Origin of the sequence: Roseiflexus sp. RS-1 (assembly GCF_000016665.1) — a bacterium.
GTDB lineage: Bacteria > Chloroflexota > Chloroflexia > Chloroflexales > Roseiflexaceae > Roseiflexus.
The window spans coordinates 1537060-1551416 of the sequence record NC_009523.1; the positions used below are offsets into that span (position 1 = coordinate 1537060).

The 14357-nt window shown below is 61.0% G+C and carries 13 protein-coding genes; 9 read left to right on the forward strand and 4 right to left on the reverse strand.

Features of this window, described 5'->3' with window-relative positions:
- Positions 1-21: 21 nt before the first annotated feature.
- The 4 genes from ROSERS_RS06465 to ROSERS_RS06480 all read left to right on the forward strand — a co-directional run bounded on the left by ROSERS_RS06465 (position 22) and on the right by ROSERS_RS06480 (position 4332).
- Entirely contained in the window at positions 22-1473 is a 1452-nt protein-coding gene (locus ROSERS_RS06465; RefSeq protein WP_011956008.1) for a S41 family peptidase, read from the forward strand.
- A gap of 95 nt (positions 1474-1568) precedes the next feature.
- Positions 1569-2378 (forward strand): indole-3-glycerol phosphate synthase TrpC, encoded by an 810-nt coding sequence (gene trpC / locus ROSERS_RS06470; RefSeq protein WP_011956009.1) that lies wholly within the window; start codon positions 1569-1571, stop codon positions 2376-2378.
- Entirely contained in the window at positions 2375-2893 is a 519-nt protein-coding gene (locus ROSERS_RS06475; protein ID WP_011956010.1) for a DUF4190 domain-containing protein, read from the forward strand. The genes trpC and ROSERS_RS06475 overlap by 4 nt, the downstream gene beginning before the upstream one ends.
- Before the next feature lie 20 nt (positions 2894-2913).
- Entirely contained in the window at positions 2914-4332 is a 1419-nt protein-coding gene (locus tag ROSERS_RS06480; protein ID WP_011956011.1) for an amidase, read from the forward strand.
- A gap of 99 nt (positions 4333-4431) precedes the next feature.
- Here ROSERS_RS06480 and pepF read toward each other — a convergent pair whose 3' ends face one another.
- The 4 genes from pepF to ROSERS_RS06500 form a co-directional block, all read right to left on the reverse strand.
- Positions 4432-6234, reverse strand: coding sequence for an oligoendopeptidase F (gene pepF / locus ROSERS_RS06485; RefSeq protein ID WP_011956012.1), 1803 nt, complete (start codon positions 6232-6234; stop codon positions 4432-4434).
- 101 nt (positions 6235-6335) lie between these two features.
- On the reverse strand, positions 6336-7178 hold the full coding sequence (locus ROSERS_RS06490; protein ID WP_011956013.1) for a metal ABC transporter permease: 843 nt from the start codon (positions 7176-7178) through the stop codon (positions 6336-6338).
- Entirely contained in the window at positions 7175-7990 is an 816-nt protein-coding gene (locus tag ROSERS_RS06495; protein WP_011956014.1) for a metal ABC transporter ATP-binding protein, read from the reverse strand. The genes ROSERS_RS06490 and ROSERS_RS06495 overlap by 4 nt, the downstream gene beginning before the upstream one ends.
- Positions 7987-9471, reverse strand: a complete 1485-nt coding sequence (locus ROSERS_RS06500) for a metal ABC transporter substrate-binding protein (RefSeq protein ID WP_011956015.1) — start codon at positions 9469-9471, stop codon at positions 7987-7989. The genes ROSERS_RS06495 and ROSERS_RS06500 overlap by 4 nt, the downstream gene beginning before the upstream one ends.
- A gap of 291 nt (positions 9472-9762) precedes the next feature.
- Here ROSERS_RS06500 and ROSERS_RS06505 point away from each other — a divergent pair, with 291 nt between their 5' ends.
- The 5 genes from ROSERS_RS06505 (at position 9763) to ROSERS_RS06525 (ending at position 14246) form a co-directional block, all read left to right on the forward strand.
- The gene (locus ROSERS_RS06505) at positions 9763-11154 is read left to right on the forward strand and encodes a serine/threonine protein kinase (protein ID WP_011956016.1); all 1392 of its coding nucleotides are present in this window, start codon (positions 9763-9765) and stop codon (positions 11152-11154) included.
- 227 nt (positions 11155-11381) lie between these two features.
- On the forward strand, positions 11382-12125 hold the full coding sequence (locus tag ROSERS_RS06510; RefSeq protein ID WP_011956017.1) for an SIR2 family NAD-dependent protein deacylase: 744 nt from the start codon (positions 11382-11384) through the stop codon (positions 12123-12125).
- A 46-nt stretch (positions 12126-12171) separates the two neighbouring features.
- Positions 12172-12951, forward strand: coding sequence for an SIR2 family NAD-dependent protein deacylase (locus ROSERS_RS06515; protein WP_011956018.1), 780 nt, complete (start codon positions 12172-12174; stop codon positions 12949-12951).
- A 21-nt stretch (positions 12952-12972) separates the two neighbouring features.
- The gene (locus ROSERS_RS06520; RefSeq protein WP_011956019.1) at positions 12973-13590 is read left to right on the forward strand and encodes a GNAT family N-acetyltransferase; all 618 of its coding nucleotides are present in this window, start codon (positions 12973-12975) and stop codon (positions 13588-13590) included.
- Between the two features lie 98 nt (positions 13591-13688).
- A complete protein-coding gene (locus ROSERS_RS06525; RefSeq protein ID WP_011956020.1) occupies positions 13689-14246 on the forward strand; it encodes a nucleotidyltransferase family protein in 558 nt (185 codons plus the stop codon).
- Positions 14247-14357 lie beyond the last annotated feature (111 nt).

Sequence of the window (14357 nt, forward strand, 5' to 3'; positions counted from 1 at the left end):
TTTCTCGTGTACAATGACGGTATGAAGATTCGCTTCCGCTCAACCCTGATTGCGCTGATCGCCGGTGTGCTGGCGGGGTGCGGCGCTTTCCCTGTGGCGCTGCGACCAGATCCGACTGCACCTGTCGTTCCGCTTTCGACGCCGACAGAGTTGCCAGCCGCCACATCGACGGCAACGCCGCCATTGCCAACCGCGACACCGACGCCAACCCATACCCCTACGCCGATTCCAACGCCAACCGTTACCCCTTACCCGCTCCTGCCGACTCCGACACTCGCACCGCTGACTGCCAGCATGCGCCAGGAGATCTTCAACGATGTCTGGACGCTGGTGCGCGACCGGTATGTGTACGAGGATTACGGCGGCATCGACTGGGACGCAGTACGCGAAGAGTTCGAGCCATTGATTGCCAGGGCTGCGTCGGAAGAAGAGTTCTATGCGCTGATCGAGCAAATGGTGGCTCGTCTCGGCGATGATCATACACGCTTCGACACGCCGCAGGAAGTAGCCGAAGAGGCAGCCCGTTTCGATGGCGGGGTGGCATATGCTGGCATTGGCGCGATGATCCGCGAACTGCCAGAGGGTATTCTGATCACCCGTCTCGCCCCCAACAGTCCGGCGGAACAGGCAGGATTGCAACCGCGCGACCTGATCGTTGCCGTCAACGGAGTGCCGGTCAGCGACACCGTCACCTTCGGTCCCGGCGGTCCGATCACGGTGGTGCGCGGGCAACCGGGAACACCTGTGCAACTCAGGGTGCGCAGCAGCGCTGGCGCAGTGCGCGAAGTGACCGTCATCCGCCAGGTTATTCCGCCCGACGCCTTCCCGATTGTCGAGGCGCGCCGTCTGCCAGGAACCGACGTTGGCGTGGTTCTGATCGATACATTCAACATTTCTGCTCTCGACGAGCGTGTGACCGACGCGATCATGTCGCTGTTTCGGTCTGGACCGCTCGATGGGTTGATCCTGGATGTGCGCACCAACGGCGGCGGGCGCCTGGATATGCTCCGCCGCACGCTGGGGCTGTTTCTCGACGGCGGCACGATCGGCAGCAGTACCGGACGAGACCGTTCCTTCAGCATCGATGTGCCGTCGGGTCGCACCCTGCCCCTGCTCGAGCAGGTGCCAATCGTTGTGCTGACGAGTGATGAGACCGCCAGCGCCGCCGAGATGTTTGCCGCCGGTCTGCAGTTCCGTGGTCGTGCGCGGATCGTCGGTACGCCAAGCGCTGGCAACACCGAAAACCTGATCGGATATGATCTCGACGATGGCTCACGTTTCTGGGTGGCGGAACTGGTCTTTCGCCTGCCCGACGGCTCATTGCTCGAAGGAACAGGCGTTCAGCCCGACCGGGTAGTGGAAGCGGAATGGTGGCGCTACGACGACGAAAACGACCCGCAAATCCTTGCAGCGGTCGAAGAACTCCGCCTCGCCAACCGATCCCGTTATGCCGCAGATACGGTTGAACGTTGAACGTTGAACGTTGAACGTTAAACAGTTCCCGGTTCTCAGTTCTCGGTTCCTGGTTCCCGGTTCCTGGTTCCCGGTTCCTGGTTCTCGGTTCTCCTATGGACACAATACTCAACCGCATTCTGACCCACAAGCGTGTTGAAGTCGAGCGACAGCGCATCAAGATACCCGACGCACAGATCCGCGCGCGGGCAGAAGCGGCGCCGCCGCCACGCGACTTCGCCGCTGCGCTGCGTGCACATCGCCCCATCGCGCTGATCGCCGAGGTCAAGAAAGCATCGCCGTCGAAAGGCGTCCTGATCGAGAACTTCGATCCGCTGGCGCTGGCGCATACCTATGCCAGCAACGGTGCATCCGCCATTTCGGTGCTCACCGATGTGCGCTTCTTCCAGGGCAGCCTGAAGCATCTGGAAGGAATTCGCGCCATGGTCGATCGGGGAGCGGTGCCGCCATTGCCGCTCCTCCGCAAGGATTTCATCATCGACCCGTATCAGGTCGCAGAGGCGCGCGCGTATGGCGCCGATGCGCTGCTCCTGATCGTCGCCGCGCTCGACGACGAGACGCTGGCGGCGCTGCTGGCGCTGACCCACTCCTTCGGCATGCAGGCGCTGGTCGAGGTGCATAACGAAGACGAACTCCGGCGCGCTCTGGATGCCGGTGCATCCATTATCGGCGTCAACAACCGTGACCTGCACAGTTTTACGACGACCCTGGAGACGACCCGCCGCCTGGCTGCGTTGCTGCCATCATCGAATCGTCCGCTGCTGGTCAGCGAGAGCGGCATTTTTACCGCCGAACACGTCGCACTGGTGCGCTCGTGGGGCGCCGATGCAATCCTGGTCGGTGAAGCGCTGGTCACTGCCCCCGATATTTCCAGTAAAGTGCGCGAACTGGGAGGAGGCTCATGAGATGTCCGAGTTGCGATGGGGTGATCGAGGAATCGGACGTGCAGTTCTGCCCGTTCTGCGGCATGCAGATCCGCGCGTCGCAGGCAAGTGATCCAGACCGTCGCGCACACGCCACGACCGACGCACCAGGCTCGTCGCGCCGTTCGCAGCTGCACCCGCTGCTAGAGATACTAAAGAAAGACAGACGCTATAGCTGGATAGTGAGCGAACAGCCGATCAGCCCGGCGGCAAATCTCAGTCTGATATTCGCTCTTCTTGGTGTGTTTTCCTGTGTGCCGCTCGTCTTCTCGATCCTTGCAATTGTCGTCGGTTATCGCGCGCTCGATGAGATCGCCGCCTCGGATGGACGGCTCGGCGGGCGTGGACGTGCAATCGCCAGCATTATTATGGGGTGTATTCAACTGGCGCTGCTCATACTCGGCTTCATTCTGGTTGCGGTTTCCTCCTGGCTTCAGAAACAACCAGCAGACCTTCCTTCCGCACAGGCAGTTTTTTTGATCGCACTGCTGGCGTAGAACATCGGCAAAGGATAAGCATGGACAATACCGCCGAACTCTGTTTCCTCACTGCCATCGAGCTTACACAGCGCATTCGCGCCCGCAGTATATCGTGCGTCGAGGTAATGGAGGCGCACCTGCGCCAGATCGAACGAGTCAACCCGCAGGTCAACGCAATTGTTACACTGGCGCCCGAACAGGCGCTGGCGCAGGCGCGCGCAGCTGATGCTGCACTACGCCGCAGCGATGCCGTCGGACCCCTGCACGGATTGCCGGTGGCGCACAAAGACCTGGTGCAGACGAAGGGGATGCGCACAACGTTTGGCTCTCCGATCTACGCCGACTTCGTTCCCGACGTCGATGACCTGATCGTAACCCGCATACGCAACGCCGGGGCGATCTTGATCGGCAAGACCAACACCCCTGAGTTTGGCGCCGGCTCTCAGACGTTCAACCCGGTCTTTGGCGCAACCCGCAACCCCTACGACCTCTCGAAAACCTGCGGCGGCAGCAGTGGCGGCGCAGCGGTAGCCCTGGCGTGCGGCATGCTCCCGATTGCCGATGGGAGTGATACTGGCGGATCGCTGCGCAATCCTGCCAGCTTCTGCAATGTGGTCGGCTTTCGTCCGTCGCCGGGGCGCGTACCGTCCTGCTCGGATCGCGCCGCCTGGCAGACCCTCAGCGTGCCCGGTCCGATGGCGCGCACGGTGGCGGATGCTGCGCTGCTGCTCAGCGCCATGGCAGGACCGCATCCCTGCTCACCGATCGCTCTCCAGAAACCGGGGGCGCACTTTCGTCAACCGCTCGACCGTGATTTCCACGGTGTGCGCGTGGCGTGGAGCCGCACCGCCAGCGGATTGCCCATCGATCCAGAGGTCACCGCTGTGCTTGAACAGGCGCGCCCGGTGCTGGAAGCGATCGGCTGCATCGTCGAAGAGACTGAACCGGATTTCACCGGCGCGGACGAAGCGTTCAAGGTGTGGCGCGCCTGGGGATACGAACAAAAACTGGGCGAGCTTGCCGATACGCATCGTGATCGTCTCAAAGAGACGATTCTCTGGGAAATCGAACAGGGGCGTGCGCTGACAGGACCGCAGATCGGGCGCGCCGAACGGCTGCGCACGGCGCTGTACCACCGGATGCGCAGGTTCATGCAAACGTATGAGTTCCTGGCGCTGCCGGTCGTCCAGGTTCCGCCTTTCCCCATTGAACAACCGTATGTGACGGAGATCAACGGCGTCCCGATGGACACGTACATCGACTGGATGCGATCGTGTTACTATATTTCAATCACCGGTTTCCCGGCGATTTCCGTTCCCGCAGGGTTCACGCGCGACGGGTTGCCGGTCGGGTTGCAACTGGTCGGGCGTCACCACAACGATTTCGGCGTGCTGCAACTGGCGCACGCCTTCGAGCAGGCGACCGGGCACTGGCGCCGACGACCGCCGATTGTATGAGTTTCCCGGACAGACGGGGCAGCAGTGCGGCGTCCCTGTCGCGCTCCTCATCGTCCGCCATCGCCTTCGCCTGCTGCCCCGCGCGTAGCGGCGTCCCTCCTATGTCATCCGCTCCAGTTCATCGAGCAATGCGCTGAAGTGATCCATCGCCGCCTGGATCGGCGCTGGCGAGAGCATATCAACCCCGGCATCGCGCAACAGTTCAATCGAAGGGCGCGACGATCCGCTGCGCAGGAAATGCAGATACCGCTCGATAGCTGGACTTCCTTCCTGAACGATCCGTTTGTGCAGCGCCAGCGCCGCCGAAAGCCCGGTTGCATACTGGTAGACATAAAAATTGTAGTAGAAATGCGGAATACGCGCCCATTCCAGCGCGATCTGCTCGTCGAGCGCCACTTCCGACCCGTGGTAACGCGCCACCAGATCGCGGTAGATCGTGCTGAACAGTTCGGTCGTCAGCGGCTCTCCTGTCTCCGCCCGACGATGGATTTCCAGTTCAAACTCGGCGAACATGGTCTGTCGGAAGAGTGTGGTGCGAATATCTTCCAGTTGCTCGACAATCAGATAGCGGCGCAGGATCGGGTCATCGCGCGTTCGCAACAGGTGATCGGTCAACAGCGCCTCGTTCAGCGTGGAAGCGACTTCAGCGACAAAGATGGTGTAGTCGCCATAAATGTAGGGCTGCGTCTTGCGCGTGAAGTACGAGTGCATTGCATGACCGAGTTCGTGCGCCAGCGTAAACACGTCGTTCAGGCGTTCCTGGTAATTCAGCAGCATGAACGGCGCAGTGGTGTACGAACCGTCGCTGTATGCGCCGCTGCGCTTGCCGATATTCTCGTAGACATCGATCCAGCGACTGCGGAACGCCTGCGCAACGGCAGCGCCATACTCATCGCCGAGCGGCTCGAATGCCGCACGCACCATGCGTTCCGCTTCTTCATACGGAACCGCAACATCTGCTTCTGGAACGAGCGGGGCGTACAGATCGTAGAAGTGCAGTTCATCCAGCCCCATGATCTTCCGGCGCGCCTGGAAATAGCGGTGGAGACGGGGCAGGCTGGCGTTGACCGTCGCAATCAGGTTATGGTAAACCTCCACCGGAATGTCGTTCGGCGTCAGCGCCGCCTCCAGTGATGACGCATAATTGCGAACCTTCGCATTCAGCACGTGGGTGCGCACCTGCGCGGCAAGCGACGCCCCCAGCGTATTGCGTATCCCCTGGAAGGCGCTATAGTACCCGACGAACGCATCGCGGCGCACCCTGCGATCAGGACTGCGCAGGAAGCGCAGGAAACGCCCGTGCGACAGTTGCACCGGCTGCCCCTGCTCATCCTCAATTGATGGAAAATGCAGATCGGCATTGGTCAAGACTTCAAAAATCTCGCCCGGCGCGCGTGTAATATCGCTGAACTGCGCCAGGATCGCTTCGACCTCGGCAGAGCGCACGTGAGCGCGCTGGCGCAACAACTGATCCAGTGCGTACTCATACACTGCCAGATCGGGGTACTCCCGGATCCAGGCGCGGATCTGATCCTCCGGCGCCGCCAGGATCTCCGGTTCGATAAACGCCAGCGCCGCGCCGACCTTCGCCGCCAGCGTTCCGGCGCGTTCGGCAAGCGCCTGCCCGACCGGGTCGGTTGTGTCGCTATCAAAGCGACGGTTGGCGTAGACGTAGATCTGCCAGAGACGCATCGATACCTGATCGCGTAGTCGCAATGCCGCCAGCAGGTCGTCAGGGCTGCCAGCGACGCGTCCTTGCACTGCGGCAACATCGCTCAGCATCTGCTCGATCGTAGCGACATCCTGCTCCCAGGCGGCATCATCGACATATATCGTCGTCAGATCCCAGCGATAATGCTCAGGAATCTCATCACGGCGCGGCACTTTTTGCGTTTCGGTCACGGAAGGCCCCCTGCTTGCTCTCTCTGAATCCAGTTCGTCCATCTTACGAAGCGCCAGGAACGGCGTCTTTCCAGGAACGGGAGCGATATTGTACCATACCCCTACCCGCGTCGCCAGACAACGCCGCGCTCCGGCGCGAACAGGAAGACAGCCGTGAACAGCGCGGTTGCCACCAGTACGACTGCCGCACCGGAGGCGATATTGACGTAGTAACTCAGATACAACCCGCTGATACTGGCGACTGCGCCGATCAGCGCAGCAACCATCATCATCGCGGGCAGACGTCGGGTGAGCAGGTACGCCGTAGCGCCAGGCGTGACCAGCATCGCTGCAACCAATCCGACGCCAACCGTCTGCAACGATACAACAATGGTCAGTGCAATCAAAAGCAGCAACAGCATACGCAGGCGCTCGACCGGCAGGCGTTGGGTGGCTGCCAGCACCGGATCAAAAGCAATAACCAGGAACTGACGGTAGAATGCCAGGACGGTCAGCAGCACCGCCGCGCCGATCCCCGCAATCAGCCACACGTCTGTGGGGCTGACCCCCAGCACATTGCCGAACATGATGTGCGTCAGATCGACGGCATACGTGCGCACACTGCTGATCAACGCCACGCCAAGCGCCAGCGCTGCGGCGAACACAATGCCAATGGCAGTGTCTTCTTTGATCGTTCCCTGGCGTGAGAAGAGACTGATCAGCAACGCAACGACGACGGCTGCGGCAAGCGCGCCCATCAGCAGGTTTGCTCCCATCAGATAGGCAATGGCGACTCCCGGTAGCACGGCATGCGCCAGCGCATCACCGAGGAACGCCATCGAGCGCAGCACAACATAACATCCAATAATCGCACACAGAATGCCAACCAGAACCGCCGCAAGCATACCGCGCTGCATAAAACCGTATGCAAGCGGCGCAACGATCCAGGACCACAGGGTATTCATTTCACCACAATGCTTTCTGGTTCAGATTGATGACAGGCGCACTGATCGACCAGCACCGAGCCATCGGGCAGTGTCAACACCTGTCCGCCAAACGCCTCAGCCAGCGGACCGCGACTCAAGACCCGGACTGGAGGTCCATCACCGATCAGGCGCCGGTTGATCAGCAACACGCGCTCAAAGCGCGCCGCTGCAAGACCAAGGTCGTGCGTGGAGAGGATAATCGTCACCTTTTGATCGCTGAGGGCGTCGAGCACACTGAGGGTTGCTTCCTGGGTTGCTGCATCGACGCCGGTGAACGGTTCATCGAGCAGGAGGATGTGCGGCTCCTGCGCCAGCGCGCGCGCCAGAAAGACACGCTGCTGCTGACCGCCGGACAATTCTCCGATAGGACGACGCGCCAGGTGAGCCACACCCATCAACTCCATCCCACGTTCAACAGCCGCGTGGTCGGCGCGCGTTGGGCGTCTCAACCAGCCGAGCCGTCCAAACCGTCCCATCATCACCACATCGGCGACAGTCACCGGAAAGCGCCAGTCGACATCCTCACGCTGCGGCACGTAGGCTACACAGTCGGTATGCGCACCAGGCGGCAGTCCGTGAATGCGGATCGTGCCGCTCTGTGGCTTCACCAGACCGACCAGCGCCTTGAACAGAGTCGACTTGCCAGCGCCGTTTGGTCCCACCAGCACCACTCGTTCGCCGTATTCCACACGAAACGAAATATCATCGAGCACCCGCCGCCGCCCATAGGCGACGGTCAGGCGCTCGATCTCAAGATGGGCTGGTTCCTGTTCGATATGTGGCGTGTTCATCCCTGTTTCAGCGCCTCAACGATCCGCTTAACATTGTACCGCATCATATCAATATATGTCGGCGCCGGTCCATCGGCTTCCGATAACGAGTGCGTGTAGAGATCAGAAACGATAGTGATCCCTGTCTCGCGCGCCAGTTGTTCGGCGAGTTGCGGATTGGCGCCGGTTTCCAGGAAGATGACTTTGACACCCGCATCGCGCACTCGCTCGGTCAACCGCGCCAGTTGCTGCGCCGACGGGGAAGCGCCGGTGGTGACGCCGGGCACAATCGTGCCAATGATACGGAAGCCGTAGCGGTCGGCAAAATACCCGAAACTTTCGTGGTTCGTCACCAGTTTGCGGTTGGCTTCAGGAATTGCAGCAACTTCGCTGGCAATGAAGCGGTCGAGTTCGTTCAATTGCGCGATGTAGCGCTCAGCATTTGCGCGGTAGACCTCGGCGCCAGCGGGATCGACGCTGATCAATCCGTCGCGGATGTTGGCGACATACGTGACGACGTTCATCGGATCGAGCCAGAAGTGCGGGTCGCCCTCATCGTGGTGATGATGCCCGCCGGGCGTGCCGATCATCAGCGTTGCCTGCGGCGCGCGAAAACCGGTCAGCGCCAGCAGATACTCGCCCTTCTCCACATCCATGATCATCGCCTGCGTCAAACCGGAGCAGTTGAGCGTCAGCGTCTCTTCGGCGTCGAGTGCTGCCCCTGTGTCGATGCCGGTCACAACCAGGGCGCCATCACCGGTCGCAATGGCGATCTCACCGCCTTCAGCGTCCCATTTCAAGAACCCGGCATACGTGCCGTCCGCCTGTCGGTTCAGCATCACCTGCCAGAACATCCCGCCGTGATCGTGGGCATGCTCGTGATCGTGATCGTGCCCGTGATCGGCTTCTTTCTCCGCGTGGGCGCCGAGTTCGACGGCGGATGCTCGCTCAGCGCCAGCAGTAATCTCTTCCGCCGCCAGGAAAAGATCGGCTGCCTCGACGCACAGCGCATCGGTCAGTTCTTCCGGACTCATGACCGCCACTTCGCCTTCACGCGCTGTGCGACTGCTCAGCCCTTTCGACGCTTCGATAACCAGGCGCTCGCCGCCGGCGTTTTCCAGCAGACTGGCGAGAAACTCTTCAAAACCTGCGCCATTGATGATCAGAACGTCGCTGTCGGCGACTTTGCGTACATCTGCGGGTGTTGGTTCGAAGATATGCGGATCGACGCCGAGCGGAATCAACGCTTCGACTTTCAAACGGTCACCGGCGACATTCTGCGCGATATCAGCCAGAAATGATTGCACCGCCAGAACATTGAGCGCTGGCGCCATCGCCACGGGCGGCGTGGTCGGCGCAACTGTGGGCGCGGCAGGCGCAACTGTGGGCGCGGCAGGCGCAACCGTCGGCGACGCTCCGCCTGAGGGCGCCGGTTGCGCTCCGCCGCACGCGCTGAGCGCCAGCACGACGATGATCATCAGGGCAAAGAACCGTGTGAGCATCTGTCCCTCTCCTTTTATATATACAGTATCAAAAAATGCATAGTGGAACTTATACGTTCCATTATAGCAGAACGGAGCAGGCATAACAAGGATTCAAAAGCACTATTGATACTTCGTTTTTATAGCTGATCCGTGCTCGAGGCCATCGTTGGAAAGGAAGTTGTCTGCGCGTCGTTCGGCGGCAGAGCGTGCTATAGTAAGGATGCCGACGCAATCACAGGCTTCATCATTGCGACAGCGCGCACCGGATGCTATAATCACCCATAGAAAGAACCCGCCGATGATACTGGTATGGCTCAGTCTCCCACGCCCACTGCGCCGGTCTTGCACAATCGCTACCGCATCGACGAGCGACTCGGCGCGACACGTCTCGCAGTCGTCTATCGGGCATACGATGAGCGGTTGCAACGTCGCGTGCTGGTCGCAATGCTGCGCAAAGAACTCATCGACCAGGAACCGCTGCGGCGTCGCTTTGTGACAGAAGCGCAGTTCGGTGCGCGTCATCTGCATCCGTCGCTGCTGCACGTCTACGACAGCGGCGAAGTTGCCGGACGCCCATTTATGGTGACGGAGTATGTATCGGGCAGGACGTTGCGTGAATTCGGACCGTTGACGGTCGAAGTTGCATTACTCTATTTCCGCCAGATTGTTGGTGCTGTTGCTGCGTGCCAGGCGGCTGGCGCACCGCACCCGCCGATCAGTAGCGCGAATGTGGTACTTGTCAACGAAGGGCATGTTGAGTTGATCGAAAACTGGAGTATGACACCGGCGGAATCTGGTCTCGATGTGGCTGCGTATCGTGCGCCGGAACGCGCGTCCGGTCAACCTCCCACTGCTTCCAGCGTTGTCTACTCCCTCGGATTGCTGCTGATCGAAATGCTGACGGGGCGCAGGGTCGTTGAAGGCGCTGATCTCGATGGCATTCTTCAGGCGCAACGGAACCTGGCGCTTCCGACACTGAGCGCTCTGCGTTCCCACATCTATCTGCCGTCGCTGGCGCGCCTGCTGGCGCGTGCAACCGCGCCTGACCCGTTGCAGCGTTTCCCCGATGCCCTTGCCTTGAGCCAGGCGCTCGACGAGGTGTGGCGCAGTGTCAGCCGCGATACTGATCGTCTGGCGTCGCCGAAGCATCCTGATCCGGTTGGCGAGCGGGCATCGGCGGCAGCTCCGCACCTGAACATTCGTCCGGCGCCTTCCGCTCCCGTTCCATCTCCATCTCCTGCCGCACCGGTCACAACAATCGATACCAACCAGTTGATGCTGCAAAGCGCACGGCGGCGTTCGCTGGCAGCGTTGATCGCCATGGTTGCACTCTTCGTGCTGGTTGGTTCAGGAGCATATGTGCTGACAAGCCTGGCGCTCGAAGGGTTGACCAGCATTCGTCTGCCGCGCCCGCAGGTGTCGCTGCCGGAAGGTATAACGCTCCCCGACTGGCTTACCGGCGTTGCAGACGGCTCCGGCGAGGTGCTGATCGTCACGATTGGTGATGTGGAAGGCTTGAATCTGCGCGCCGAGCCGGGGCTGAACACGCGCATCATCGGTCTGTTGCCGAACGGAACCCGTGTGCGTAAACTGGAAGGACCGCGCACCGTCGATAACGTTCCGTGGGTGCGGGTGCGCGGTGAGATCAACGGTCAACCGGTCGAAGGGTGGGTTTCGCAATTGTTTGTACGCACCGGGTAGGGACGCAGCGCTGCTGCGTCCGTGCAGCGCTGCGTCCCAGGGTGCTGCGTCCGTGCAGCGCTGGTGCGTCCCAGGGTGCTGCGTCCCAGGGTGCTGCGTCCCAGGGTGCTGCGTCCCAGGGTGCGCTGCGCTGCTGCGTCCGTGCAGCGCTGCTGCGTCCGTGCAGCGCTGCACCCGTCTGCGCCCGTCCATGGTCATTCACATGCACATATGAGATATACAAGCGTATGGAAATCCCTGACACGCTGATCGAACGTCTGCGCAAAGCGCGGTGTGTGGCTGTTCTGACCGGCGCTGGCGTTTCAGCCGAAAGCGGTGTGCCGACATTTCGCAATGCGCAAACGGGCTTATGGGCGCGCTACGATCCGGGTGAACTGGCGTCGCCTGCCGCATTTCGCGCCAACCCTGCGCTGGTATGGCAGTGGTATGCCTATCGGCGCAGTCTTGTGGCGGCGGCTGAACCCAACCCAGGGCACATCGCGCTCGCCGAACTGGAACGTCGGATAGCCGATTTTACGCTGATCACCCAGAATGTTGACGGTCTTCATCATCGCGCCGGAAGTCAAAACGTGGTAGAATTGCATGGCAATCTGAACCGGTACCGTTGCTTTGCAGATGACGAGCCGGTTGAGTTGACGACAGTTCCGCAGGATGCGCCGCCTCCTTGCCCGCGCTGCGGCGGTCTGGTGCGTCCCGACGTCGTCTGGTTTGGCGAATTGCTGCCTCCCCGCGCCTGGCGTGTCGCTGTGGCGGCGGCAAGGCGCTGTGAATTGTTCCTCTGTGTGGGCACTTCAGGGGTCGTTCATCCGGCCGCCGATCTGCCTTTGATCGCGCGATCTGCCGGCGCATATACCGTTGAGATCAATATCGCTCCGGGCGCACTCAATGGGTTGCTGGATCTGCACCTGTACGCCCCCTCAGGGCATATGCTTCCTGCACTGGCGGCTGCCGCTTTTGGCAATGCCCCATAATTCGCTATACCGCAACATCGCTGCACCTCACTGAAGGAGATGCGCCATGACCCTCACATTGCCCGATGATGTTCTCTATCGATTGATCAATGCCCGGCGCGTCGTGGCGCTGACCGGCGGCGGCGTGGCAGCGGAGAGCGGTATCCCATCGTTTCGCGAAGCGCATACCGGTCACTGGGCGCAGTACGATGTCAGCGAACTGGCGACGCCGCAGGCGTTCGTCCGCAATCCGCGCCTTGTCTGGGAGTGGTATGCGTACCGTCGCATGCTGGCGGAACGCGCCCAACCGGGCGTAACACACTACGCGCTCGTTGACCTGGAGCAGCACTATCCGGCATTTACCCTGATTACGCAGTCGATCGATGGATTGCACTGGCGGGCAGGGTCGCGCGACCTGATTGAACTGAACGGCAGTCTCCGGCGCTGTCGCTGCTTCGAGTCGGGACATATCGCATTCGCCTGGGACGACGACGGCGAAATCCCGCCACGCTGCGTGCAGTGCGGCAGCCTGCTCCGCCCTGATGTGGTGATGTTTGGCGAAGGATTGCCACACCACGAATTACGGCGTGCGCGGCAGGCGGTTGAGCAGTGTGATGTCTTTCTCTGCGTTGGAACGGTCGGCGCCATTGAGCCTGTCGCCTCCTTCCCATTTGTCGCGCGGCGTCACGGCGCTTTTGTTATGACCATCGCACCTGAAGACTCGATCTACACATTGATGGCGGACTATGTGATTGCCGCACAGCCTGGCGTCATTGCGTCCGAACTGGTGCGCCTGATCGTCGGTGATGTCGGCGGTCTGGAAGAGTTGCAAGCCGATGCTCTCTAATCCTGCTGGCGGGAGATGATCATGAAGTTGCGCGGTCCACGAGTGCTCATTCGTCCGTGGGAGAGTCATGATGATGATGTGGCGGATACCTGGCCGCCCTACAATGATCCCTTCGATCCCTTGTGGAACCTGCCGCGTCCGTCGTCGTTCGGCGGCAGTGTATGGCATACATTTCTCGAAAATGGCGCCCGACGCCAGAGTTGGGCGGTCGAGGATGCGGGTGGCGCTCTGATCGGGCGCATCTCGCTCCGCGAAATCGACCGGCAACGCAGGCAGGCGCGGCTCGGCGTGACGTTTGCCGCACCGTATGTTGGCCGTGGCCTGGGCACGGAAGCGCTCACATTGTTTCTCGACTACTACTTCGGTGCGCTCGACTATCGCCTGCTGGTGCTTGACGTCGCCGCACCGAACGTCCGTGCAGTGCGCTGCTATACCCGCCTCGGCTTTCGGTATGTCGAAAGCGACTGGCGCAACGTGGGCGTTCTCTTTGATCGACGAGTGCTCGATCAGCCGATGTATGCGCCGCTGCGTCGCCATTTCCGCGACGACATGCGCGGTCTGAAGGTCGAGTTCTTCGAAATGCGCCTCTGTCGCGAGGAGTGGATCCAGCGTCGCGCACCGGTCGGGCTGCAGGGGTGATAGGCAAATAGGACTATCAGGTCTCTTCAACAGGCGCGGTTTTTTCATTATCATACATTTGTATGGGCGCAATCAACGTGTCTTGACAGGCGGTTTTCATGTCACTCATCGCAGGCAACCTTGGAGTCGTTCAGCGGACGCTCGATGCGTGTCACCTGGCATGGGCTGTGTGCGCCGGCGCAGCAGCGCATCTCTACGGCAACCGACGCCCGATTCAGGATATCGATATTCTCATCGAGCCAGGGAAGTTGTCCGAGGTGGTTCGATTGCTGGATCGGCAGCAGAAAGTCGTGCAGTTCGACGGTCAACGCATCCTCTGGCGCGGCATCAAGATTTTCGATGATCTGACCATCCGACGCGGGCGAGATGTCTATCCGTTTGTGCTCGATGCCGATATGCGCAGTCGGGTGCGGCGCCTGCCGTTGCTCGGCTCGCTGGTGCCGGTCCTGTCACCGGAGGATGTCCTGGTGCACAAAGCGTTGCTGGCGCGCGGTCCGGAGGAGGGGAAGCACGATATTGCCGATGCGACTGCTATTGCACGCCGTCAGATGCTCGATCTGGACTATATCCAGCGGCGGCTGGCGCTCATGCGGGTCAACGGCGCAGCAACGAACATGCTGGCGCGGGTAGGCGTCAATTTGAGCACTGGCGGGTAACGGTCTGGATCACGGACAGGCGGCCACATTCGGTTCCCCAGTATCAAAACCGTTGATGACTTCGCTGCAAAAACGCACCGCTGAGACGCCGAGCGCACAGAGAGAAAAAAC